Genomic DNA, 24,426 nt, shown 5'->3' with positions numbered 1-24,426 from the left:
CGACCATCACCCGGATACAGCCACAGATCATTCGTCCCATCGTTCCGAGTCACGATGTCCGGATGCCCGTCACTATCCCAATCGGCCACACCGAAGGAGGAGAGGCCGCCCCAGCCATTGCCGATCTTCACCGGTGCCTGGCCGGAATACCCACGCCGACCATCACCCGGATACAGCCACAGATCATTCGTCCCATCGTTCCGAGTCACGATGTCCGGATGCCCGTCACTATCCCAATCGGCCACACCGAAAGAGGTGTAACCGCCCCAGCCATTGCCGATTTTCACCGGTGTCTGGCTGGAATAGCCACGTCGGCCGTCACCGGGGTAGAGCCACAGATCGTTCGTCCCGTTGTGCCGGGTGATGATGTCGGGATGTCCGTCGCTGTCCCAGTCGGCCACGCCGAAGGTGGAGAAGACACCGGTCGCGGCCTCGGCGGTGGTCGAGGCCTCGGCAGCGGTCGAGCCGAACATCGGCAGGGCGAGGGCCAGCAGGGCCGCGGTCAGAGACCCGATCAGCCGCCGTCTGCGCCGGTTTCCGGGGACGCGTAAGGCGGATGGCGGGCTCGTACTGATCTTCATTGCGCCTCCATGGACAAAGGTGTGCTTTCAGTACGCGAAAGGGCTGCGGGCGACATTCGGGAATCATTTCTTCGCGCCCCACGCGGCACCGAGAAACTAATCTTCGGAACCACGTCGTGTCGTGAGTAATGCAATACTCAACTCCGGTCATGGGCCTGTGGGTCCGGTGGGCGAAGGGCTGATCTCACGCGGAAGGGCTGCCGATGAAAGGTCAGAAAGAACGTCCGGTATCGCCAGGGCGTCTTGGACGTCAAGCCCATCCGTCTCCTCGCTCCTGGCCTCTCACGGGCCGGGAAGGAGTATTGAGCGAGTTGACCTCGCTGATGGGGGATCCGGCTCGGCCGGGCCTGCTGATCATGGGGCCTGTCGGAGTGGGTAAGACGCGGCTGGCCCGCGAACTGCTGGCCCGAACCGCTGTGTCCCAGCGGCGGGTGCTGACGGCATCGGCCACCGAGAGCGCCGCGCGCATTCCCTTCGGCGCTCTGGCCCACCTGTTACCGACAACGTTGCCCACCACCAGCGGGCGTCCCAATCTGCTGCGGATGCTGGCCGACGCGCTCCTCGCCGACGCACTGCTCGCCGATGTCCGCGAGGGACAGCAGATCCTGTTCGTCGATGACGCGCATCTGCTGGACGACGGTTCGGCGGCCCTGCTGCTGCATCTGGCCGTACGCCGCGGAACGCAGATCGTTCTCACCGCACGCTCCGGTGTACCGATGCCGGACGCGATCGAGGCATTGGTACGCGGCGACTACGCCGCCCGGGTCGATCTGCCACCACTGGATCCGGATTCCGTCGGCCGCCTGCTGGAACGGACGCTGGGCGGACCGGTGCAGACCTCGACCGCGCACCGGCTGTGGCAGAGCAGCGGTGGCAATGTGCTGTGGTTGCAGCAGCTTGTCGATGCGGGATTCGCCTCCGGAACGCTCGCGGTCGTAGCGGAGGTATGGCGCTGGCAGGGACCGGTCCAGCTCAGTACACAGCTCGTTGATCTGGTGAGCCGGCGTATCGGGCAGCTGCCTTCCGAGGTACAGCGCGCCGCCGAGCTCCTGGCGTTGGGAGAACCGCTCGGTGTGACGGTCCTTGAACAGCTCACCGGCGCCGCCGTCATGGACGAACTCGACCTCCGTCACCTCATCGTCAGCGAGCAGGACGGCCGACGCACACATCTGCGGCTGGCCCATCCTCTCTACGGTGAGGTGCTGCGTCGGCAGACTCCGCCTCACCGGCGGCAGCGATACTGCCGGGATCTGGCCGAAGCGATCCAGCGGACGGGCATGCACCGGCGCGAGGACCTGGCGCGTGTCGGCGGCTGGCGCCTCGAAAGCGGTGATCTCACCGATCCGCACTTCCTGCTGTCCGCCGCCGAACGCGCCAACGTGACAATGGACTTCGCCCTGGCGGCACGGCTGGCCCAAGCGTCCTGTGATGCCGGAGGCGGTGCGCCGGCCCGGCGCGCGCTGGCCGTCGCGCTCGGCTACACCGGGCACGGTGTTCAAGCGGAGCAGGTCCACAGCGGCCTGCCGCAGACCGTCACACCCGAGCGCGACGAGTTGCAGTCGGTGCAACTGCGGGCCGCCAATATGTATCTGTCCCTGGACCGGCCCGCCGACGCGGTGGCACTGCTGCGCCGCACCGAAGAGACAATCAGCGATGAGGCCGCACGCGCGGAACTGGCCGCCCTCCAGGCCATCCTGCTCGCGACGCAGGCCGACTGGCCGGCCTACGCCCAGGCCATCACCCGCGCCCGGCGATGCGTATCGCCGAACACACCGACAATCCTCAGAATGCGCTACGCCGAGTGCGTCGACCTTTTCTCCCACGGCCGGACCGGCGCAGCGTTACAGGTGATCGAATCGGCTCTGGCGATCACGTCGGGCAAGGACGACTTACCCATGCTCCACACCGGCCTGCTGGGCTGGCTGTCCAACGCCCAGGCGTTCTCGGGACACTTGCGCGAAGCCAAAGCGACCGCCCTCGCCCAGTACCAGCAAGCACACGATTCCCAGTGGGTGGGCAACCAGGGCCTCTGGCAGTTCTACCTCGGCAGGATCGCCAACCGCACCGGACTCCTGCGCACGGCCCGGCGGCATCTACGCGAGGCCGCTTCCACTCTGCGCGACGACACCACCTGGGGCCAGCAGGCACTGCTGCTCGGCGAGTGGGCCACCACCGAGGCGCAGATCGGCGACGCCGCCAAGGCGCGGGCACTGCTCGACCAGGCGCATCTGGTCCGCGTGGAGTCCTATCGCGTCCTCCATGTCCTCGCCTTCCAGATGGCCCAACCGTGGATTCTGGCCGCTCAGGGCCGTCTCCGCGACGCCGCACGGCAGGCGATCCGTGCGGCCGAAGACGCCCGGCACCAGCAAGCCCTGCTCTGGGAAGCGGAGTTGCTGCACCTGCCGGTACGCCTCGGTCAGTCCGCGTCCGTCGCCGCCCGGCTCGCCGAACTCGCCGACGCCACCGACGCTCCGCACATCGCGATCTACGCCGAACACGCCGGAGCCCTCGCCGCCCGCGACGCAGCCTCCGTGGAGCGGGTCTGTACGGCGTTCGACACCGTCGGCATGCATCTGCACGCCGCCGAAGCCGCAGCGCACGCGGCACGCCTGTGGTCACGCAACGCACACACCGACCACGCCCAACGGGCCACCGACCACTGCCATCAGCTCGCCCAGCACTGCGAGGGCGTCATGACACCCGCCGTCCTCGCCTGCCGGACACCTCAACTGACCGACCGGGAACGCGACATCGCGCGCCTTGCCGCCACAGGACAGAGCAGCCAGCACATCGCCGGCCAACTCGGCATCACCGTACGTACCGTCGACAACCACCTCTACCGCGTCTACCGCAAGACCGGTGTGGCCAGTCGAAAAGAGCTACGGAACGTCCTCGCCGCCGGCCTCCGCGCATCCTCCGACGATGCCATGGAGAACTGACAGGTGGATGCTGGTGGCGGCGGCCAGGGTTTCGTGGAGTTCACGGTGGCGGAGGGTGAGCATGCGGCGGCCGTGACACGAGACGGTGCAGGCGGTCTCGCCCCCAAGGTGTCAACCACCGGTTGACATAAGCTCGACTGTCAACCTAGGGTTGCCTCATGGTGAAACCGACTCAGATGACCAATCCCGTCCGCCTCGACGACCTCATCGAGGCGATCAAGAAGGTGCACGGCGACGCCCTCGATCAGCTCCAGAGCGCTGTCGTCGCCGCTGACCATCTCGGCGATGTGGCCGATCACCTCATCGGCCACTTTGTCGACCAGGCCCGCCGTTCCGGCGCCTCATGGACCGAGATCGGCAGGTCCATGGGCGTCACACGGCAGGCCGCCCAGAAGCGGTTCGTGACGAAGGACGAGCCGGCGCCCGACGCGAACCAGGACTTCGGCAGGTTCACCCCGCGGGCCAGGAGCGTCGTCGTGGCGTCCCAGAACAAGGCCCGCGAAGGTGGTCACACGCGGATCGGCACAGGGCATCTCGTACTCGGTCTGCTAGACGACCCGGAGGGGCTGGCCGCACAGGTGCTCGTCGCCCAGGGCGTACATCTGGAGACGGTCGGGGAGGCCGTGGCCGGGGCGCTGCCGGAGCCCTCCGGTGAGCCCGTGCCCGACCTCGTGCCCTTCGACGCCCGGGCGAAGAAGGTCCTCGAGCTCACCTTCCGCGAGGCACTGCGGCTGGGCCACAACTACGTCGGCACGGAGCACCTGTTGCTGGCGCTGCTGGAGCAGGAGGACGGCGAGGGCGTACTCAGCGGGCTCGGCCTCGACAAAACAAGCACCGAGGAGCACGTGTCCGCCGCCCTGGTGGCGATCCGGGAGAAGCTCCAGGAGTAGCAGTGGCGCGGCGCGCCCGTGCCCGGCGGGCGGGCCCTCGCAGCAGCGATACCACCCGTTCCATCAGCCGGACGGGCGACAGCAACTCCCGTAGGGACATGGAGGGTCGCCCGCTCCCGACGGCGTCGAGGAAGCGGGCGAGGCCCGGCACGAGGCAGTCGGCCCTTGGGACTGGTAGGCCCGCATGTTTTCCAACCTGCGTTGCACGAACCTCCGTGCCACACATCCCACCTGACCCGACATCACCTGATGTCACAGCATCCGGCGAGAACCCGGGACGCGATATTGCCCGGTGCAAGAGACCGTGGCACGATCGAAAAACTATTCGCCCTGATGGCAGTGAGGTGTTCATGAAACGGACACGCCGCCTGGTGGCTCACCTGGTGGGCCGGAAGCGGGTCAGCGGACGCTACATCTACTGGCCCTACCACGCTCGGTAGCCCGACCCGCTCAGCGGAGAACGCCGATCGCAGGATCCCTCACGAGGGGTCCTGCGATTCACCTGCGATTCACCGGGGAGGGCGCATGGCGCACCGCGAGAAGCTCAGATGGCCGCCGGGCCCGCGCGGGCACTGGCTGAGGGGCAACACCCGCGAGTACGAGGCCGACCGGATCGGCTTCCTGCGCCGCTGCCACCGGGAGTACGGTGACGTCTTCTCCTACGACGAGCACACGCTGTTCGTGATCGACCCGGAACTCACCCACGAGGCGCTCGCCCGCACCGGCGACGCTTTTGTGACCGAGCTGGCGCCTTTCGACATGCGGCGGGATCTCGACCAGGCCACCGCACACGCCACGTCCTGGATGTCCGAACGCCGGGCCGCGTGGCCGGGGCTCAACCGTACGGTGGCAGCCACGACCGACGACCTGACCGTCGCGATCCTCGACGCGGTCATCGCCGACGGGGCCGGCCGTGATGTCGACGTGCTCACCACGATGCGGACGCTCACCGCCCGGACGATCGCCGAGTACTGCTTCGGCGCGGACTCCGCCGGCATCCCCGAGCTGCTCCACGAGACCGTCCGCGCCACCCAGCCCTTCGCGGAGTCGTCCCACGAGTTCCCCGCGTGGCTGCCGCTCCCCCGCCACCGCCGCTTCTTCCACACCTACCGGCGTCTGACCGAAACGCTGACCGGCATGGTCCGGGAGCGGCGCGCGTCGAAGTCCGACGCGCCCCGGAACGACCTGCTCGGCTTTCTCCTCGCCGCCGAACCGGCCCCGCCCGTCGACACCGTGGTGTCGACGCTGCACAGCGTCCTCATGGGCGGCCACGGCGTCCCTGCCGCCGCGCTCACCTCCGTCGTATGGGAACTCGCCCGCCGCCCCCGGCTCGTGGACGACCTCCGCGACGAGGCGAACGGTCCGGCGGACCACGGCACCCCGCTGGCCGAGGCCGTGGTCCGGGAGACGCTCCGGCTGTATCCGCCCGCGTGGCTGATGACCCGTACCGCCAGTACGGCGACCACCCTGGGCGACTGGTCGCTCAGCCCCGGTGACGACGTACTGCTCAATCCCTATCTGATCCACCGGGACCCCCGGTGGTGGCCCCGACCGGACGAGTTCGACCCCACCCGGTGGCTGGACGGACGATCGGCCCCCGGACCGGCCTACCTCCCGTTCGGTGCCGGACCACGGGTGTGCCTGGGCTCGGCGCTGACCATGCGACAGCTGACGCTGACCACCTCCCGACTGGCACACCGTTTCACCATCGAATCACCGAACGCCGCGTCGGTGACACCGGAGTTCGTCGACCGACTGGCCCCCGCAAACCTCAGAGCCCGCTTCCTGCCGACCGGGTAGCGGCAACTGTCGCAGGTACGCCGAACCGTGGCCGTCGCCCAACCTCGACTTCGATGAGCAGGGCCGACTCATCGGCAGGGGCCGTCAGGCCGGGCCGGGTGGGCCGTGGACGGTGTCGAAGAGGTGTGTCCAGGCGTGCTGCCAGGGCCAGTTGTTCGGCCGGTGCAGGGTGATGCGTCGTGCGGAGCGCAGGAATGACTGTCACTCCGCCTCCTTCGCCTATCGTGATCCCGATTCGGCTCACGCGTCAGAGCGGTAACCAGGAGACTCACCATGACCCATTTCCCCGGACACGACGACTTAGCCGGCCATCTGTCCAGGCGTCGCTTCGGCCAACTCGCCGCCCTCGCACTCGCTGCCGGTGCCAGTGCCGGCTCGGTCGGTCTCACCTCACCGGCCGTGGCCGTGACCGTCGGAGCGGATGCACAGGATTACCACGACCGTGCCCGCAGGCTGGCCGGAAGCGATCCGGTCCTGCGCGCCCTCGTGACGGCTCTGACCCCTGGCATCGACCTTCCCCGCCCGCCCGCATCGGAGCCGCTGAAGATCTTCGACAACCTGGCTTTTCTGAGCGCGGGCTGGGTCTCCGCCATGGCGGTGCTGACCGACGACGGGATCGTACTGATCGACGCGCTCACCTCCCCCGCGGAGGCCGAGGACATTCTCGTCCCCGGGTTGCGCAAGCTGGGAGCCGATCCGGAGACGATCAAGTACGTCGTCGTCACCCATGGCCACGACGACCATTTCGGCGGCGCGCAGTACCTCGCCGACCGCTACGGAGCACGCGTTCTGATGACGCGGGCCGACTGGGACCTCATCGCCCGTACCCGTCCGGACAATGCCCCCACCCGGGACCTGGAGATCGCGGACGGGCAACGGCTCACGCTCGGCGGCACAACGATCCAACTGCACCACACCCCGGGCCACACCTCGGGCACCGTCTCGTCGGTCATCCCGGTGCGGGCGGGCTGTGAGCGCCACACCGCCATGCTGTGGGGCGGCATGAACCCGCCCGACACACTCACGGAGCTGCGCACCTACCTGGCATCCATCCACTCCTTCCGGGACCGGATCCGGCAGGCGAACGTGGACGTGGAACTGTCCAACCACCCCAACGACTACGGTCTCGAACGCGCCGAGCAGCTTCGGAACCGGCCCGACGGAGTCAACCCCTTCGTACTCGGCCGGCCGCGGACGCAGCGGTTCATGGCGGTGATGAACCTCATGCTGCGCGGGAGGATCGCCGACGCCGAAGCGGCTGCCGGTGCGATTGGTGGTTCTGGGCAGCCTTGACCGGCCCACGGTCGGCAGACGGTGACGGTGACGGTGACGGTGTGAGCCTTCTCCATCCCAGGCCGGCGGGCCGGGTCGGCCTCGCTCACCGGAGGGCGTCGAGCAGCAGGCTCGCGGCCACCGTCGCTCCGTCGGTGCGGATCTCGGTGCCCAGAGCCTTTGCCCGCGCCCGGGTCTCGGGTGCCAGGGCCGTCTTGAACGCGACGCTCAGGGACTCGATGGTCGGAGTCGGACCATCGAGTGCCGCGCCGATATCCAGGTCTGCCACCCGGCCGGCCCAGTACGGGTTGTCCGCCAGTTGGAGAGCTACCACCACTTGCGGCACGCCCGCCCGGGCGGCCGTCAGCGTCGTGCCCGCGCCGCCGTGGTGTACCACGGCGGCCACCCTGCCGAACAGACGCTGCTGGTTGACCTCGCCGATGGCGAAGCAGTCGTCCCGGTCGTCGACCAGGTCCAGGTCCGCCCAGCCGCGGGAGACGAGTGCGCGGTGACCTTGTGCGCGGATCGCCTCGATGGCCCTGCGGGCGATGTCCGGCGACGGGCGCATACTGCCGAAGCCCACGTAGACCGGCGGCGCGCCCGCGTCCAGGAACGTCACCAATTCGGCCGGGAGCGGGCGTTCGTCCGCCAGGGTCCAGGCACCCGTCTGTATCACGTCGAGGCCCGGGGTCTCCCGCCACGGTCCCAAACCCGGGTCCGCCGCCAGCCACGGCTGGTCGGTGAAGACGTGGTCGCGGACGTTGTCCACCGGTGGCAGACCGATCGATGCCCGGTGGCCGTTGAGCGTCTCGCCGAATTGCGCGTTCACGTTGTGGGCGTCCAGCTCCCACAGCGTCCGGTTGTCGTTCACCTCCGGCTCCGGCCAGCCCGGCCGCGGTGGCGGCGCATGATGCGGCGACGGCAGGTTGACCGCTGAATAGCTCGCGTACACGTAGCGGATGCCTGCGGCCTCGGCCACAGACCGCGCGGCAATCTGCGCCAGGCCGGCCGCCACCAGCGCGTCACATCCGTCGGCCGCCGTAGGGAAGATGTCGAATTGTGTGTCAACCAGCTCGGTCCGGTACCGGGACAGATCCGCCGCCGACGGCAGAGCCGTCCCGCGCATCAACGCCCGCACCGGTGGCCCGACCGGCACCAGTTGTACCCCGAGACCTGCCAGCCGCTCCTCGAACTCCTCGTCCGGCGGGGCGCACATCCGCACCTCCACGCCGAGCGCCCGTAGCCGCACCGCGAGTGCCACCAGCGGTTCGACGTCGCCACGCGTCCCGTATGTAGACAACAACACCCGCATTCTGCGTCCTCTTTCGTTCTGTCTTCCCATACGTTCCGGCCCGTGCCCGCCCAGGCTTCGAGCGGTCCTCGTTGACGGCGATGCGTCGGTCGTAGCGGGTGCGCGGCAGCAGTGTACGTCGCGTGGTACTGAACGCGGCGGTGGTCCCCGAACACCAAGGTGGCAGGGCCCGTGCACGCCTTGCCCTCACTCAGGTGGATGCGCAAGTGAGCGCCGTCGTACCGGAGTTGGAAGCAGTCGACACCGGACAGGTGCCGGTCGTGGAGCGCCGTGTGGTGGTCGGTCCACTGCCTGGTGAGCCGGGTGACGGTGCTCCCTCTCGCGTGGAGCCGTCCTCGGTGGCTACGGTGAGCGCCAGCGTGCCTTCCAGGCCGACGGTGCGGCGTCGGTCTTGGGCGGCCCGTACCCGGTGAGGCGCGCAAGGTTCCCGATCGTCAACACAACCTGAGAGCCACTCAATGCATAGTTCGTCCGTGCCCATCCCTGATGTTTCGATCATCTTGCCCTGCGCCGGATTCGGAACGCGCTTCGGGGCGCCCTACTCGAAGGAGCTGCACTGTCTGGCTCCTGGGGTCACTGTGCTGGACCGCAGCCTGGAGGCCGTTGTTGAACTGGCCAAAAGCGGACTCAACGTACGCCTGGTCGTCGTATTCAGGACACACAAGCTGGACACGGTGAGTTATCTCGCGCGCTACGCCGAGACCTTTCAGATTGTCTTTGTCTACCAGGACGAGTCGTTTGAACCGGGGCTCGACGGGGCGATCCGGTCCGCCCTGCCGATGACGCAAGGGCCGGTGGCCCTCGTCCTGCCTGACATCGTTGTCACCGGCGCGGGTAGTGCTGGCAGTCTTCTCGCCGCATTGCGACAAATAGGGGTGGCGGGTTGGAGCGTAGTGGCCGCCGAAGAGCGGGATCCCGACACGCTGCAGCAGATGGGCGCGCTGGCCGTGGTCGAGGGGGACGGCGTCGTGACGGTCGGGGCAGCCGCCGAAAAGCCGGCGGATCCTTCGGGCTTCAACGCGTTCTGGGGCATGGTGGCCGCCACCGAGGAGGAGGCACACCGGTTACCTGATGTGGTGAGCAAAGGGACGGACAGCCCACTGGCCGGTGCGGTCGCTCTCATGGTGGAGCGAATCGTCAACTACAACACCACCGCGGGCTGACTCCCCAGGCGCCGACGAGTCTGATCGGAGCCGAGGTATTCACGACCCTTCTTGTAGGTGCCGTTGGCCTCCTTCTTGTACGGGAACGTGCTGTTCTTGCACTCGGCCGCACCGGAGTGGGTGCAACGACAGGCCGGGTGCCGCGGAACAGCAGCCGACACAGCAACGGCGAGCCGGGCATCGCAGCGCAGCTCTGGCACACGGCGGCCGGTCGGCAGCGTAGTCAGCGCCGAGTCAGCACGGGCGAGAACAGGTGATGACATGGGTCGCCCACGCACACCCCAGCCCCGAACTATGGTGTCCCACCACATGGGCCCTTGACCTGGGCATTCCTACGGTGTGGCGACACAACAACCGTCCCCGGACCCGCTCGGAAGTGGTGACCATGGCTGCCTCGGCATCCGCTCCCCCAACACCCAGCTCGCTCAAGCGCATCGTCGCCGCGAGTCTCATCGGCACGACCATCGAGTGGTACGACTTCTTCCTGTACGGCTCCGCCGCCGCTCTCGTCTTCAACAAGCTGTTCTTTCCCGACTCCGATCCGCTCGTCGGGACGCTGCTGTCCTTCCTCACCTATGCCGTCGGTTTTGCCGCGCGGCCCATCGGCGCGCTGGTCTTCGGGCACTTCGGCGACCGGCTCGGGCGTAAGAAGCTGCTCGTGCTGAGTCTGCTGATGATGGGAGGCGCGACCTTCGCCATCGGGCTGATGCCCACGCATGCCACCATCGGTACGGCCGCTCCCGTGCTGCTGACCGTGTTGCGGCTGATCCAGGGCTTCGCGCTCGGTGGTGAGTGGGGCGGGGCCGTGCTGCTGGTGTCGGAGCACGGGGACGCCGAGCGGCGCGGATTCTGGGCCTCGTGGCCGCAGACCGGCGCGCCGGCCGGGCAGTTGCTCGCCACCGGCGTGCTCTCGGCGCTCACCGCGCTGCTCTCGGACGCCGCCTTCACCTCATGGGGCTGGCGCATACCGTTCCTGCTGTCCGGTGTGCTGGTGCTGGTCGGTCTGTGGATTCGGCTCTCCGTCGATGAATCCCCGGTCTTCAAGGCGGCGTTGGCCCAGGCCGAACAGCGCAAGGCCACGGCGGACACGGCCGAGAAGACGCCGATCGTCTCCGTTCTGCGGCACCACTGGCGGGATGTGCTGGTGGCCATGGGCGCGCGGATGGCGGAGAACATCAGCTACTACGTGATCACCGCCTTCATCCTGGTGTACGCGACGACCGCCGCCGAGGTGAGCAAGCAGACCGCGCTCAACGCCGTACTCATCGGCTCCGCCGTGCATTTCGCGGTGATCCCGCTCTGGGGCGCGCTGTCGGACCGTATCGGCCGCCGGCCCGTGTATCTGATCGGTGCGGTCGGCGTCGGTGCCTGGATGTTCCCCTTCTTCGCGCTGATCGATACCGCGAGCTTCGGCAATATGCTGCTGGCCGTCACGGTCGGGCTGGTGCTGCACGGTGCGATGTACGCGCCGCAGGCGGCCTTCTTCTCAGAGATGTTCGCCACCCGGATGCGGTACTCGGGCGCCTCGATCGGCGCGCAGTTCGCCTCGGTGGCGGCCGGTGCGCCCGCGCCGCTCATCGCGACGGCGCTGCTCGCCGACTACGACAGCTCGACGCCGATCTCCCTCTATGTCATCGCCGCCGCGCTGATCACCGTCGTGGCGATCCTCTGCGCACGGGAGACCCGGCAGCGCGATCTCACGGATGTCGATGCCGAGCCGGACTCCACGAAGGTGCCGACGCCGCGCCGGGCCGAGTCCGCGTCCGTACGTACGCCGCGCTCCTGACTCCGCCGCGCGGAGGTACGGGCAGGACAGGGCGGATCATGGCCGTCGGGCCGCCGCTGTCGTGCGATGAACACACCGTTCACCGCACGACGGCGGCGGCCATCGCGTGCAGCCGCAGCGCGAGCTGGATCTCCAGGGCCCGCGCCGGTGACTGCCAGTCGGGACCGAGCAGCCGCCCGACCCGTTCGAGCCGCTGGGCGACGGTGTTGACATGGACGTGCAGTGCGTCCTTCGTACGGACCGGGCTCATACCGCACGCGAAGTACGCGCCCAGGGTGCGGACCAGATCCGTACCCCGGCGCCGGTCGTAGTCCACGACGTCGCCGATGGTGCGGTGGACGAAGCCCTCGATGTCACGGGTGTCGGCGAGCAGCAGTCCGAGGAAGCCCAGGTCCTGGGCGGCGGCGCCGTCGCCCGAGCGGCCGAGCAGCCGCAGCGCGTCCAGACAGCGCCTCGCCTCCGCATACGCCTCGGCTATCGCACCCGGCCGCCCGGCGGGCGACTCCACGACGGCGGAGGCGCCTATGGTGACGGGCTCGCGCAGCGCCCCGCCGAGCTGCGCCGCCGTACGACGGGCCAGACCGGCGGCCGTGTCGCCGGGCGCGAGCGGCAGCAGCAGGACCGTGCCTCCGTCACGGGTGGCGGCCAGTCCCTGTCCGGTGGCGGCGAGATGCGACGCGGCGGACCACAGCCGGCGCCGGTCGGCCGTCTCCCGCTCCGTGGTGTCGGGCGCGGGGCCGTCGATCCGGGCGGCCAGCACCACATGCGGAGCGTCGAGATCCGCGCCAAGCCGGACGGCCCGTTCGCGCAGCAGCCGCGGATCACGGTCCGGCGCGTCGAGGAGGTCGTCCAGCAGCTCGCCGCGCACGCGTTGTTCGGCCTCGCCCGCCGAGCGTCGGGCGAGCAGCAGCAGTGAGGTCACCATGGCGGCCCGCTCCAGGGTGCGCTGGTCGACGGGATCCAGCTCGGGATGGCCGCGCAGGACGAGCGCGCCGAGCAGCTCACCACCGGCCGAGACGGCGACGCCCCAGACCTCGTCGTGGCACTTGGCACGGCCGTCGGTCCCGGTCAGCTCCAGAGCGGTCACGGAGGAGGAGCCTGGGCCCGCGAACTCCACCGTGCCGTCCAGCACTTCGGACAGCGCGCTCGCCACGTCATTGACCCCGCCGCCGCGCAGCACGAGTTCGGTGAGCCGGTCGTGCACATCCGAGGCGCGCTCGATGACCGCGCTGTGCTCCTTGATGATCTCGTTGGCCTTCTCCAGCTCCGCGAGCGCGGACCGGGTCTCCCCCAGCAGATTCGCGGTGTCGATCGCGACCGCGGCATGCGCGGCGAACGAGCCCAGCAGGGCGATCTGTTCACGCTCGAAGACCCGGGCTCGGCGGTCGGCGGCGAAGAGCACCCCGATGACCTGGCTGCCGAGCATCAGCGGAACACCGAGGATGGCGACCAGTCCTTCGTCGCGCACACCGGAGTCGATGGCTCTGGTGTGCTGGAAGCGAGGATCGTCGAAATAGCTGTCGGTGACATAGGGACGCGCGGTCTGGGCGACGAGCCCGCCGAGTCCTTCGCCCATGCCGAGTCTGAGCTGCTGGAAGCGGGCCGAGACCGATCCGTCCGTGACGCGCATATAGGTGTCGCCCGCCGCCGGATCGTTGAGACAGAGATACGCGACCTCCGTGCCCAGCAGTGAACGGGCGCGCTGCACGATCGCCCGGAGCACCGCGTCGAGATCGCGCAGACCCGCCAGGTCGTGCGCGGTCTCGAAGAGCGCCGACAGCTCGGCCTCCCGGCGCCGCCGCTCCGCCAGCTCGGCCCGCACCCGCAGGGCGAGCCGCTTGGCGTGCTCCAGCGCGGCGAGCGTCTCCGCTCCCGCGCCGTCGGCACGGGCGAGCAGCGCGGGCCGGTCGTATGCCTCCGCCGCGGCGCCGCGGGCGAGGAGTTCCAGGTAGGAAGCCTGATCGTGGGACATGGACACAGGATTACCCGTCGTACGGCCGGCCGCGCCAGCCCTGTGGACAACGCAAGCGATGTGGACAACCCGGCCGCTCGGAAGAGTCAGTGCGCGGTCCAGCCGCCGTCCAGAGTGAGCGAGATACCGGTGATGAAGGACGCCTGCGGAGTGCAGAGATAGGCGACCGCCTCGGCCACCTCGTCCGGTTCGAGAAGGCGCTTCAGCGCGGAGTCCTGGAGCAGGACATCGGTGAGAACGCGCTCCTCGGGAATGTGATGGGTCTGCGCCTGGTCGGCGATCTGCTTCTCGACCAGTGGTGTACGCACATATCCAGGGTTGACGCAGTTGGAGGTGACTCCGTGCGAGGCCCCTTCCAGCGCCGCGGTCTTGGAGAGACCTTCCAGACCGTGTTTGGCGGCCACATAGGCCGATTTGAAGGCCGAGGCGCGCAGCCCATGTACGGAGGACACATTGATGATCCGGCCCCATCCCTCGCCATACATGTGCGGCAGCGCGCCTCGGATCAGCCGGAAGGGCGCCTCCAGCATGACCGTGAGAACGGTGTGGAAGACATCGGGCGGGAAGTCCTCGATGGGACGCACCAGTTGGAGTCCGGCGTTGTTGACCAGGACGTCCGTGCCCGCCGCGGCCCGCTCGGCCGCGTCGAGGTCGGTCAGATCGAGGACCCGTGGTTCGACGGCACCCAGCAGTCCCTTGGCGTCCTTGGCCAGGCCTTCGAGCCCTTCGCCGTCCCGGTCCACGGCTCTGACGCGGGCCCCGGCCGCCGCGAGCCGCAGCGCGCAGGCGCGGCCGATACCGCTCGCGGCACCGGTGACCAGTGCCACACGGCCGCCGAGGTCGAGCGCGACGGGAGCGGAAGGAGCTACGGCGGGAGCGCCGTCCGAAGCGGCAGCGGCCTCGGAGGAGGAGGCGGAAGCGTCGGCGGGACCTGGTGTGGTGGGCGCGGTCATATTCCGCACCCTAAGCAGCGCTCAGGTCCCGACCGATGTGGTCAGCGCCCACACTTCACCGGAGAGGCATAGGTTCGAACCATGTGGGTGCATCGGTGAGCGCCTGCTTGATCCGCAGGAGCGCGAACTCCCCCAGCTCCGGCAGTCCGTCCACCGGGAACCACGCCACATCCAGGGACTCGTCGTCGTTGACCCGCGCCTCACCGCCGACCGCGCGGCAGCGGAAGGTGATGTCCATGTACTGGCACTCGTCGCCGTTGGGATAGACGACCGGTTTGAGCGCCTGGACGAGCACGACGCGCTCCGCCACACACCGTACGGCGGTCTCCTCGTACACCTCGCGGACCGCCGTGACCGCGGGCTGCTCCCCCGGCTCCGGGATCCCGCCGATGACCGACCACCGCCCGGTGTCGGCACGGCGGCCCAGCAGTACGCGCCCGTCGTCGTCGAAGACGATCGCGCTGACGCCGGGCAGCAGAAGGAGCTGGTGGCCCGCGGTGGCGCGGATCTGCCGGATGAAGTCAGGAGTTCCCATACACCGACCCTAACCGGCCGCCGCGTTCCTCCTGTTGCGTACGGAACGGGCCGTCGCCCAGCCGAGACCGCCCACCGCGACCGCCGCCAACAGGCCCTCGGGAAGCGTACCGAGGCGGGTGGCCGGAGTCAGCGACGAGCGGAGCGGGACCTCGGCGACGAGCGCGCCCGGTGTGAACATCCCGGTCTTCTCGGTGATCCTGCCGTCCGGCTGGATGATCGCGCTGACGCCGCTGGTGACCGGCACCACAACCGTCCTGCTGTGCTCGACGGCCCGCACCCGCGACATCGCGAGCTGCTGATAGGTCATCTCGCTGCGGTCGAAGGTGGCGTTGTTGCTGGGTACGGAGATGAGCTGGGCGCCATGGGTGACGGTGTCCCGTACGGCCCAGTCGAAGGCCGCCTCGTAGCAGGTGGCGAGCCCCACCTCGGTGCCCGCGAGATCGAAGACGCCCGGCTCGCTGCCCCGGCCGAAGTCCCGGCGCACCATGTCCGCGTAGCCCGGGCTGATCGTCCGTACGAGGGAGCGCAGTGGCAGATACTCGCCGAAGGGCTGGATCTGCCGCTTGTCGTATGTGGCCGTCGGGCCGCGCTCCGGATCCCACAGGATCTGGGTGTTGCGCAGCGGTCCGGTGTCCGGAGTGACGACGGCGCCGACGGAAATCGGTACGCCGATCGCCCTGGCGGCCTGGTCGATCACATCCCGCGCGTCGGCGTTGCGGTACGGGTCGATGTCGGACGAGTTCTCCGGCCACAGGACGAAGTCGGGCTGAGGCTCCTTGCCCGCCTTCACCTCGTCGGCGAGCTGGAGCGTCCTGCGGACATGGTTGTCGAGGACCGCGCGGCGCTGGGCGTTGAATTCAAGGCCCGCCCTGGGCACATTGCCCTGGATCGCGGCGACGGTTGCGGTGCCGTCCTCTGCCGAGTCGTCCACCAGCGGCAGGGCGGCGAGTGCCGCCACGACGGGCACGAAGACGGTGAGCGCGGCGATGGCGCCGGCGCGGCGCGGGACCGTACCGGTCCTCCGGTACGCAAGGACCTGGCGTACCGCTTCGTACAGCCCGAAGCCGCACAGGACGACGGCGAAGCCGAGTACGGGCGTGCCGCCGACCGCGGCGAGCGGCAGGAAGACACTGTCCGCCTGGCCGAAGGCGATCTTGCCCCAGGGAAATCCGCCGAACGGCACCCGCGCGCGGACCGCCTCGCCGAGGATCCAGACCGCCGCGGCCCAGACCGGCCATACGGGCAGCCGCGACACGGCCGCGATGCCCATACCGGTGAGAGCGATGAAGAGCGCCTCGATCGCGACCAGCGCGAGCCATGGTCCCGGCCCGACCTCGGCGCCCGTCCAGACCAGGAGCGGCAGCAGAAAGCCCAGTCCCGCGAGATAGCCGAGGCCGAGTGCCGCGCGTGGGCGGCGGCCGTACAGACTCCAGGCGAGCAGGGCGAAGCCGGGCAGCGCCAGCCACCACAGGGTGCGGGGTGGAAAGCTCGCGTACAGCATGACGCCGGACAGCGCCGCCGCGCCCGGCCGGATGAACCGTCGCAGCAGACCACGGCCGCCGGAGGCCGGGACGGACGGAGTGGGCTCGACGGTGGTGATGGTGGCGCTCACCTGGCGGAGTCTACGGTGGGACGCCATGTGCCGGGGCGCACGGGCCAGGAGTACGGGCCAGGAGTACGGGCCAGGAGTACGGGCCGCCGACCGCGCCCGAGGACGTGTCGGAAGCGACTCGGAAGTGGCTCGGGAACGGCTCGTAAACGGCTCAGGAGCGGCGCGGGAACGGCGCACTGTGAGCGCGCCAAGGGCGCGCGTCACCGCAGGCACCACTCGCAGGCGTCACCGCGTACGGCCGATGCAGCCGATACGCAGGGCGGCGTACCTTCGCAATCCCTCCACACATCGGCATCGCTGCCATTACCGTGTCCGCCAGTCCTTGTCGCATGGCCGGATCCGGCGGTTGTGGACAGGGCCGTCAGAGGTCGGGGGGCGACGGGATGGCCGCACCAGCGGAACCACCGGTGGAACGATCAGTCGTACCGGAACGCTCCGGCGCGCCCGATGTCGTCGGCGCCGTGGTCCTCGGCGCCTGCGCCGTGTGGGCGCTGATCAGCGCGGCAGGGACCGACGGCAGACCCGAAGGCGTTCTGCTCGCGGTGCTGGCCGTCACGGCGGGTTACGCCAGCGGCCGGATCAGCGGCTCCCTGGCGCCGGTCGCGACGGCCTCGGTGATGGCGGTCGCCTGGCTCGCGGCGGCGATCGCATCAGGCCAGGAGGGATTCGGTACGGCGGTGGCCGTGGGCACTCCGCCGGGCGACACCGGCGCGGTGGCCGGGCTGCTGGTGCTCGCGGCGGGCGCGGCCTGCTGCGCGGCGACGGCGGCCGGCCCGTCATCCGTTCGGCTGACCATGACGCTGCTGGCGGTGACGATCGCGGGCGCCGCGCTGCTGTTCGGTTCGGTCGCCGGGTTCGTCGCGGTGCTCGGAGTGCTGCTGTGTTCGCTGGCGGCGGCCAGGACGCGGCGGCGGGTGGCCGGACTCGCCGGACTCGCCCTGGTCACAGCGCTGGTGGTGGGCGCCTCATGGGCGGTGGCGGAGCAGGTGCTGCCCGAAGGGCTCTCGGTCTCGCTGGAGGGCCAGCTCACCCAGCACCGGGTGGCGCTGTGGCAGGACGCGGCCGAACTGGCGAAGGAGCACCCGCTGCTGGGCTCGGGACCCGACCGCTTCGGCGACCTCAGTCCGACCGTGACGCAGTCGCTGGACAGCGACAGCACACCGCACTCGGCAGCGCTCCAGCAGGCCGCGGAACAGGGAGTGGTGGGAGTCCTGTTGCTGGGCGCCGTGTTCGGCTGGCTGCTGTACGGGCTGGCGCGCTCGGCGTGCTCCACGCCGGTGGTCCTCACGGCCGGTGCCGCGCTGACGGCACTCGCCGCCGTGGCGAGCGTGGGCAACGCGCTGAGCTTCACTCCGGTGACGGCGGGCGCGGGTCTGCTCGCGGGCCTGGCCACGGCGAGACCGGAGGCCGACGCCATTCCTGTGTCGTCCGTCACATCGGCACACACATCGGCGGCACCGGACAAGAGAGAACGGCCCCACGGCTACGGGCCCGCCTGAACGGCTACGGGCTCGGCCCGGCCAGCCCAGGCCCTGTCCTAGGCACGTACCTCAGCGTTCAGATGCCCGCCGCGTTGGACTTGGGCGCGAGTTGCAGACGGCTGCGGATGAAGCGCACCGCGGACTCGGCGTCGTCCACCGTCACGGTGAAGATCCTGCCGTCGCCCAGCTTGAGCACCAGGGCCTCACCACGGCGTACCACCACGGCCGTGCCCATCTCGGGCCGCCAGCGATAGCCCCAGCCGCCCCACTGGCGCGGAGTGACTCTCGGCGCGAAGTCGGCGTCCACGACATGGGCGAGCAGGATACGGCGGCGCGGCAGGCCCATATGTCCGCAGCGCACCTCCAGGCAGTCGCCCTCCACCCGGACCGCGACATGTACGAACGCCAGGGTGCCGAAGAGAATCAGCAGTCCCGCCGCCACACAGCCGACGACCGACATCAGCAGGGCGGCGAATCCGGAGGACCAGGAGGATTCCACGGCCAGCACGATCCCGAGCGCGATACACGCGGCGCCGGCGGCGGCGAGCAGCCACTGCGCACGATTGGTGGCGCGGCCTGTCCAGGTGTCGGGCACGGGCTCATCGGGGTGGCCCTCATGCCGGGGGTGCTCCCTCATGTCTTGCAGAGTACCCAGGTTCCGGTGCGCCGGTAGTCCCTCCGCAACCTGATGCGGCGTTACCCCGTACGCGCTTCATACGAGCCCGTACACGGTCAGCGGTCGTGCGGTACGCCTCCCGCGAGCGTCCAGCAGGCGCTCCGGACGTACTCCGGATGCTCTTCGGAGCATGCTCCGTTCGGGTAGGCGCGAGTCGGCGCGGGTACGGCGCGAGTCGGCGCGGGTCAGCGCACCTGGTCGACTGCGGCGAGCAGCCGGCCCTCCGCGTAGGCGAGCGCGGGCTCCGGAAGCACCGACTCCCGACCACTGAGCAGTACCGTCAGCCGCGCGCCCGAGGGACGATCCGCCGGACTGCCCGCCGGACTGCCCGAGGAACCGCCCATCGCGCCGTCCGAGAGTCCCGTCGACGTGACCGATGTCACCAGGACCCGGTCGACGCCGTAGCCGTAGCTGCGGCCGTCTCCGGACCCGGCCCCCGCACCGCCACCCTCACCGATCCTGCGGAGCGCCTGCGCGGCGACCGCGTCGGCCGAGCCGTACAGGACCGCATCCGGCAGACCAGGCCGCCGAAGGGCCGTACGGATACGTTCCGCGACCAGTTCGTAATGGGTGCAGCCCAGGACGACGGCCCTTACATCGCGCGGTGTGAGCGCCGCCGCCGCGGCCACCGCGCGGTCGATCGCGGCCTCGTCGGCGGCGTCCACGGCGTCCGCCAGCCCCGGACAGGGCACCTCGGTGACACCGACGGACGGCGCGAAGTCACGGATCAGTCCGTGCTGGTACGGGCTGCCGGTGGTGGCCGGGGTGGCCCAGATCGCGAGCGGCCCGCCGCCCGCCGCGGCCGGTTTGATCGCCGGGACCGTACCGATCACCGGCAGTCCCGGCTCCAGTTCGGCGCGGAGCGTCGGCAGGGCGTGCACGGTCGCGGTGTTACAGGCCACGATCAGCGCGTCGGGACGGTGCTCCGCCGCGGCGCGCGCCACGACGAGCGCGCGCTCGGTGACGTCCTGCGGAGTACGCGGTCCCCAGGGCATGCCGTCGGGGTCGGACGAGAGGACGAGATCGGCCTCGGGGCAGAGCCTCCGTACCGCGCCGGCAGCCGCGAGCAGACCGATGCCTGAGTCCATGAGCGCGATCTTCACCCGGTCACCATAGTCGACCGCGTGTGCGGTCCCGTTGATGTGGGGCAGACTGCGGCGAATGAGTGCCGTTGCCTGGATCGCCATGGGTTCGCTGGCCATATGGGGCTGGCTGTTGCTGGGTCAGGGATTCTTCTGGCGTACGGACCAGCGGCTGCCCGAGCACGAGCCGTACCACACGGACGAGGACGACGAGGGCACGGCCGAGGCCCGTACCCGCTGGCCGTCCGTCGCCGTCGTCGTACCCGCCAGGGACGAGGCGGCGGTGCTCCCCGAGAGCCTGCCGTCCCTGCTGGCGCAGACGTATCCCGGCGAGGCCGAGATCTTCCTGATCGACGACGGCAGCGAGGACGGTACGGGCGGGCTCGCCCGCGAGCTGTCCGCGCGGCTCGGCGGGCTGCCGCTGACGGTGGCCTCGCCCGGCGAACCGGAGCCCGGCTGGACCGGAAAGCTGTGGGCACTGCGGCACGGCATCGCGCTGGCGCGCGCGCACGGCCCCGAGTATCTGCTGCTGACGGACGCCGATATCGCCCATGAGCCGGACAGTCTGCGGGAACTGGTCGCCGCCGCCCGGGCGCATGACCTCGATCTGGTCTCACAGATGGCGCGGCTCCGGGTGGCGAGCGTCTGGGAGAAGCTTGTCGTACCGGCGTTCGTGTACTTCTTCGCGCAGCTCTATCCGTTCCGCTGGGTCAACCGTCCCGGCCGCCGTACGGCGGCAGCAGCGGGCGGTTGTGTCCTCCTCCGTACGGAGGCCGCCGTACGCGCACAGGTGCCCGAATCGATCCATCAGGCCGTGATCGACGATGTGTCACTGGCGCGGGCGGTACAGCGCAGTGGAGGCCGCATTTGGCTCGGTCTCGCGGAACGCGTCGACAGCGTGCGTCCTTATCCACGGCTGGCCGATCTCTGGCGGATGGTCTCGCGCAGCGCCTACGCGCAGCTCAGACACAATCCGCTGGTGCTCCTCGGGACGGTGGCGGGTCTCGCGCTGATCTATCTGGTACCGCCGGTGGCGCTGGGCGCGGGTGTGCTGGGCGGCGACACGGCGGCGGGATGGCTGGGCTTCGCCGCGTGGGCGGTGATGACGGGCACGTACATCCCGATGCTGCGCTACTACCGGCAGTCGCTCTGGCTGGCCCCGCTCCTGCCGCTCACGGCGTCGCTCTATCTGCTGATGACGGTCGACTCCGCCGTACAGCACTACCGAGGCCGTGGCGCGGCCTGGAAGGGCCGTACGTACACCCGCCCGCAGGCCGCTCCGGAGACCCCGGACCGCTGACGGCGCGATCCGGGTCTCCGGAGCGGGCGCGCGTACGTCACTTCCTGCCGGGCGTCCAGTTCATGCCCCAGCCATAGGCGTAATCGATGGTCCGTTGAGGACTGACGCCGCGATCCGGTACGAGAAAGCGCGCTTCGCGCTGGACCACGAGGTCCGAGCCGGTATTGGTGATCAGCGCCAGTGAGCAGACCGTGGAGGGCACGGTGCATTCACCGAGTGAGAAGTCGATCGGAGCGCCGTGCTGCGGCTGGAGTGTGACCGTCGCGTCAAGATCCGCGAAACTGCGGGCGCCTTCATAGATCGTCACGAAGATGACGATCCTGCGCAGTCGGTCCTTGTGATCGAGGTTGATGGTGAGGTTCTCACCACTGGCACTCCCGCCCGTGCGGTCGTCGCCGTCGAGATGGATGTACGGCGGCTGGTTGAGCGCGCCGAAGGCATTGCCGAGTGCCTGGACGACGCCTTTGCGGCCGTCGGTGAGTTCATAGAGTGCGCACAGGTCGAGATCGAGATCACCATGCATGGCGACGGCCCGGCCGAGTTTGGCGCCCCAGCCCTTGAACTGTTTGCGCACCTGCCAGTTGAGGTTCACACGCATCGCGCCGGAGCTGCCGCCCTGCTTGGCGAGGGAGACGGTCGGGGATTCCTTGGTCAGTGTCACCTTGCTGAGCCGTACGGGAGCCGGAGCGGGAGGCGCGGCGGGCGCGGGAGCCGGTGGCACGGCGGGCACGGTCGGCACCGTCCGGGCGGACGCTGCGGATGCCATGGGCGTCGTAGGCGTCGTAGGCGTCGTCATTGGTGCCGCAGGTACGGAGTGCTGCGTCGGCTCGTCGACCGAGATACCGAAGTCCGTCGCCAGGCCCGCGAGTCCGCTGTCGTAACCCTGCCCCACCGCGCGGAACTTCCAGCTCCCTTGGCGGCGGTACAGCTCACCGAGGACGAACGCCGTCTCGACGGTCGCGTCCTGGCTGTCGTACCGCGCGATCTCGGTGCCCGCAGCCGCGTCCAGCACCCGTACATGGAGCCCGGGCACCTGTCCGAAGCTGCCGCCGTCGGCGGACGCCGCCAGGACGATCCGCTCGACGGTGGGCTCCACACGCGCGAGATCGACCGTGAGCGTGTCCGTGACGCCGGCTCCCTCGCTCGCCTTGTTCTCGTGGCGTACCGCGCCCGACGCGTGCACCGGCTGGTTGTAGAAGACGAAGTCGGCGTCGGAGCGGACTCTCCCCGAGACGAGCAGCAGCGCCGACGCGTCGACGTCCGGTACGCCGGGTCCTGAACGCCATCCCAATTCGACTCGGACAGCAGGCGCCGGTACCGGCAGATTGGCTCCTTTAAGCATGGCCATGCTCGCCCCCATCGCGGGTCGGGGTGTCCGAAGATTTCGTGCCGCCAACCTAATGGTAGGAACGCCGTTCGGACCTGCGGGACCCGTCGGTAACCCCCCGCTAGCTTGCCCTTTACACGATCCGAACATCTTCGGACGACCGTTTTTCCCATGTTCGCTCGCATTGGGGATCCGAAGTCTCCCACAGCTCCCCAAAGAACCCCCTTATCGGACTCCCCAACCGGCACATCGTGGGCTTAACTTATGTTCCATGACCTCCCCCCGCGCCACCTACGGCGGCGGTTACTACACCGCGCCGTCGTTCCCGGACACCCCTATCTACGACTCCCTGGTCGCGGAGCGGGGCACGCCTCAGATCGCGCCGATCCGAGTGCCTTCCGCCTATGACACCGGCAACAGCTATCTGCCGGCTCTGCCGTCCGCGCTGCCCGCCCTTCCCCCGGCGCCCTCCCAGCCCGCACCGTCGTACGGCGGCTACCAGCAGCAGCCGATGCCGATGCAGCAGCCCATGCCGTTGCAGCACGCGCCCGCGCCGTACATACCGCAGCAGGTGCCGCCGCGCGGTTACCCGGCCGCCCAGCCGCAGCCTCAGCCCCAGCCGCAGCGTCCGATGCCCGGTACGGGCTACGAGGCGATGCGTCCGGCGGCTCCGCGCCCGGCGCCCGCGCCGCCCACGCAGTACGACGACCCGTACAACCGGCCCTATCAGACACGGGGGTACTGAGGGCTGCTGACAGGATGGCTTCATGCCGAAGCCGGTCCATCAGCCAGTCCAACCAGCTCAACCAGCTCAACCAGCCGAGTCGGTGCGACCAACGCGGTCGGCCCAGTCGGCCCGGTCGGTTCTGCACGCCCTGCGGGTCCATCCGGTCAAGTCGATGGCCGGCTGTACGCCCGAGCGCGCGCTCGTCGAGCCCTGGGGGCTCGCCGGAGACCGCCGCTGGACGCTGATCGACGGCACGGGAAAGGTGGTCACGCAGCGCCAGCGGCCACGGCTGGCCCTGGCCCGCGCCGAGCCACGGCCGGACGGCGGGATCCGGCTGCACGCGCCGGGACTTGAGCCGTTGACGGTCCTCGAACCGCGGGCGTTGGAGGAGGGACCGGAGCCTGGAGGCACCGGCACCGTCGTGGTGGACATCTTCGGGACCAAGGTCGAAGCCGTGCCCGCGGGGAGCGAGGCACACGACTGGGCGAGCACGTACCTCGGGGTGGAGGTCAGGCTCGTCCATCTCGACGCCCCGGCCTCGCGCAGGCCCGTCGATCCACAGTTCGCGCGGCCCGGGGAGACGGTCAGCTTCGCGGACGGCTTTCCGCTGCTGGTCACCACGCTCGCCTCGCTCGACGCCCTCAACTCCTGGATCGCGGAAGGGGATCACGCGGAGGAGGGCCCGCTGCCGATGGACCGGTTCCGGCCGAATCTCGTCGTGGCCGGGACAGCGGCCTGGGCCGAGGACGACTGGCGCCGCGTCGCTGTCGGAGACGTGACCTTCCGGGTCGCCAGGCCCTGCGGGCGGTGCGTCGTCACCACCACGGACCAGCGGACCGCCGAGCGGGGCAAGGAGCCGCTGCGCACCCTCGGCCGGTACCGCAAGTTCGACGGCCGGCTGATCTTCGGGCAGAACCTCGTCCCGGAGTCCACCGGCACGCTCCGCGTGGGCGATCCGTTCACGGTGCTCGACTGATCCCGTGGTTCCCGACTGATCCCGTGGTTCCCAACCTGCC

General features: G+C 69.7%; 19 protein-coding genes. 10 read left to right on the top strand and 9 right to left on the bottom strand.

What is annotated here, in order from left to right; translation table 11 throughout:
* The coding region (locus ACFV6H_RS17055; RefSeq protein WP_385542365.1) for an FG-GAP repeat domain-containing protein at positions 1 to 581 on the bottom strand (581 nt) is incomplete at its 3' end.
* Positions 582 to 784: 203 nt separating this feature from the next.
* Between ACFV6H_RS17055 and ACFV6H_RS17050 the strand changes: the two genes are divergently transcribed.
* From ACFV6H_RS17050 to ACFV6H_RS17035, 4 genes are all read left to right on the top strand, one after another.
* On the top strand, positions 785 to 3,520 hold the full coding sequence (locus ACFV6H_RS17050; RefSeq protein WP_385542363.1) for a LuxR C-terminal-related transcriptional regulator: 2,736 nt from the start codon (positions 785 to 787) through the stop codon (positions 3,518 to 3,520).
* A gap of 158 nt (positions 3,521 to 3,678) precedes the next feature.
* Positions 3,679 to 4,410, top strand: coding sequence for a Clp protease N-terminal domain-containing protein (locus ACFV6H_RS17045; protein ID WP_385542361.1), 732 nt, complete (start codon positions 3,679 to 3,681; stop codon positions 4,408 to 4,410).
* Positions 4,411 to 4,935: 525 nt separating this feature from the next.
* A complete protein-coding gene (locus ACFV6H_RS17040) occupies positions 4,936 to 6,210 on the top strand; it encodes a cytochrome P450 (RefSeq protein ID WP_385542359.1) in 1,275 nt (424 codons plus the stop codon).
* 273 nt (positions 6,211 to 6,483) lie between these two features.
* Positions 6,484 to 7,503, top strand: a complete 1,020-nt coding sequence (locus tag ACFV6H_RS17035) for an MBL fold metallo-hydrolase (protein ID WP_385542357.1) — start codon at positions 6,484 to 6,486, stop codon at positions 7,501 to 7,503.
* Positions 7,504 to 7,588: 85 nt separating this feature from the next.
* Here ACFV6H_RS17035 and ACFV6H_RS17030 read toward each other — a convergent pair whose 3' ends face one another.
* Positions 7,589 to 8,794 carry a glycosyltransferase gene (locus ACFV6H_RS17030; protein ID WP_385542355.1) on the bottom strand — a complete coding sequence of 402 codons (1,206 nt, stop codon included), beginning with the start codon at positions 8,792 to 8,794 and terminating at the stop codon, positions 7,589 to 7,591.
* A gap of 473 nt (positions 8,795 to 9,267) precedes the next feature.
* Here ACFV6H_RS17030 and ACFV6H_RS17025 point away from each other — a divergent pair, with 473 nt between their 5' ends.
* Positions 9,268 to 9,957, top strand: a complete 690-nt coding sequence (locus tag ACFV6H_RS17025) for a hypothetical protein (protein ID WP_385542353.1) — start codon at positions 9,268 to 9,270, stop codon at positions 9,955 to 9,957.
* A 385-nt stretch (positions 9,958 to 10,342) separates the two neighbouring features.
* Positions 10,343 to 11,743, top strand: a complete 1,401-nt coding sequence (locus ACFV6H_RS17020; RefSeq protein ID WP_384978096.1) for an MFS transporter — start codon at positions 10,343 to 10,345, stop codon at positions 11,741 to 11,743.
* A gap of 79 nt (positions 11,744 to 11,822) precedes the next feature.
* On the opposite strand, the gene ACFV6H_RS17015 is transcribed toward ACFV6H_RS17020, so the two are convergent.
* From ACFV6H_RS17015 to lnt, 4 genes are all read right to left on the bottom strand, one after another.
* The gene (locus ACFV6H_RS17015) at positions 11,823 to 13,715 is read right to left on the bottom strand and encodes a helix-turn-helix domain-containing protein (RefSeq protein WP_385542351.1); all 1,893 of its coding nucleotides are present in this window, start codon (positions 13,713 to 13,715) and stop codon (positions 11,823 to 11,825) included.
* A gap of 86 nt (positions 13,716 to 13,801) precedes the next feature.
* Positions 13,802 to 14,668 (bottom strand): 3-hydroxybutyrate dehydrogenase, encoded by an 867-nt coding sequence (locus tag ACFV6H_RS17010; RefSeq protein WP_385542349.1) that lies wholly within the window; start codon positions 14,666 to 14,668, stop codon positions 13,802 to 13,804.
* A gap of 55 nt (positions 14,669 to 14,723) precedes the next feature.
* Positions 14,724 to 15,203, bottom strand: coding sequence for an NUDIX domain-containing protein (locus ACFV6H_RS17005; RefSeq protein ID WP_093605205.1), 480 nt, complete (start codon positions 15,201 to 15,203; stop codon positions 14,724 to 14,726).
* 9 nt (positions 15,204 to 15,212) lie between these two features.
* Positions 15,213 to 16,817: an apolipoprotein N-acyltransferase gene (lnt, locus tag ACFV6H_RS17000; RefSeq protein ID WP_385542347.1), complete on the bottom strand. Its 1,605-nt coding sequence runs from the start codon at positions 16,815 to 16,817 to the stop codon at positions 15,213 to 15,215.
* Positions 16,818 to 17,200: 383 nt separating this feature from the next.
* Between lnt and ACFV6H_RS16995 the strand changes: the two genes are divergently transcribed.
* On the top strand, positions 17,201 to 18,316 hold the full coding sequence (locus tag ACFV6H_RS16995) for an O-antigen ligase family protein (RefSeq protein ID WP_385542345.1): 1,116 nt from the start codon (positions 17,201 to 17,203) through the stop codon (positions 18,314 to 18,316).
* A gap of 58 nt (positions 18,317 to 18,374) precedes the next feature.
* Here the strand turns inward: ACFV6H_RS16995 and ACFV6H_RS16990 are convergent, their stop codons facing one another.
* Together ACFV6H_RS16990 and ACFV6H_RS16985 are read right to left on the bottom strand one after the other, a co-directional pair.
* Positions 18,375 to 18,935 (bottom strand): hypothetical protein, encoded by a 561-nt coding sequence (locus tag ACFV6H_RS16990; RefSeq protein ID WP_384785728.1) that lies wholly within the window; start codon positions 18,933 to 18,935, stop codon positions 18,375 to 18,377.
* Positions 18,936 to 19,159: 224 nt separating this feature from the next.
* On the bottom strand, positions 19,160 to 20,077 hold the full coding sequence (locus tag ACFV6H_RS16985) for a glutamate racemase (RefSeq protein ID WP_385542572.1): 918 nt from the start codon (positions 20,075 to 20,077) through the stop codon (positions 19,160 to 19,162).
* 58 nt (positions 20,078 to 20,135) lie between these two features.
* Here ACFV6H_RS16985 and ACFV6H_RS16980 point away from each other — a divergent pair, with 58 nt between their 5' ends.
* The gene (locus ACFV6H_RS16980) at positions 20,136 to 21,356 is read left to right on the top strand and encodes a glycosyltransferase (protein WP_385542343.1); all 1,221 of its coding nucleotides are present in this window, start codon (positions 20,136 to 20,138) and stop codon (positions 21,354 to 21,356) included.
* 37 nt (positions 21,357 to 21,393) lie between these two features.
* Here ACFV6H_RS16980 and ACFV6H_RS16975 read toward each other — a convergent pair whose 3' ends face one another.
* Complete coding sequence (locus tag ACFV6H_RS16975; RefSeq protein WP_385542341.1) at positions 21,394 to 22,704, bottom strand: TerD family protein; 1,311 nt, start codon at positions 22,702 to 22,704, stop codon at positions 21,394 to 21,396.
* A gap of 250 nt (positions 22,705 to 22,954) precedes the next feature.
* On the opposite strand from ACFV6H_RS16975, the gene ACFV6H_RS16970 reads away from it, so the two are divergent.
* On the top strand, positions 22,955 to 23,428 hold the full coding sequence (locus tag ACFV6H_RS16970) for a DUF6643 family protein (RefSeq protein WP_385542339.1): 474 nt from the start codon (positions 22,955 to 22,957) through the stop codon (positions 23,426 to 23,428).
* 82 nt (positions 23,429 to 23,510) lie between these two features.
* Positions 23,511 to 24,386, top strand: coding sequence for an MOSC domain-containing protein (locus tag ACFV6H_RS16965; RefSeq protein WP_385542337.1), 876 nt, complete (start codon positions 23,511 to 23,513; stop codon positions 24,384 to 24,386).
* Positions 24,387 to 24,426 lie beyond the last annotated feature (40 nt).

This window comes from Streptomyces sp. NPDC059743 (assembly GCF_042732975.1).
Lineage (GTDB): Bacteria > Actinomycetota > Actinomycetes > Streptomycetales > Streptomycetaceae > Streptomyces.
The sequence above is the reverse complement of the archived record's forward strand: the minus strand, read 5'-3'. Positions and strand labels throughout refer to the sequence as shown.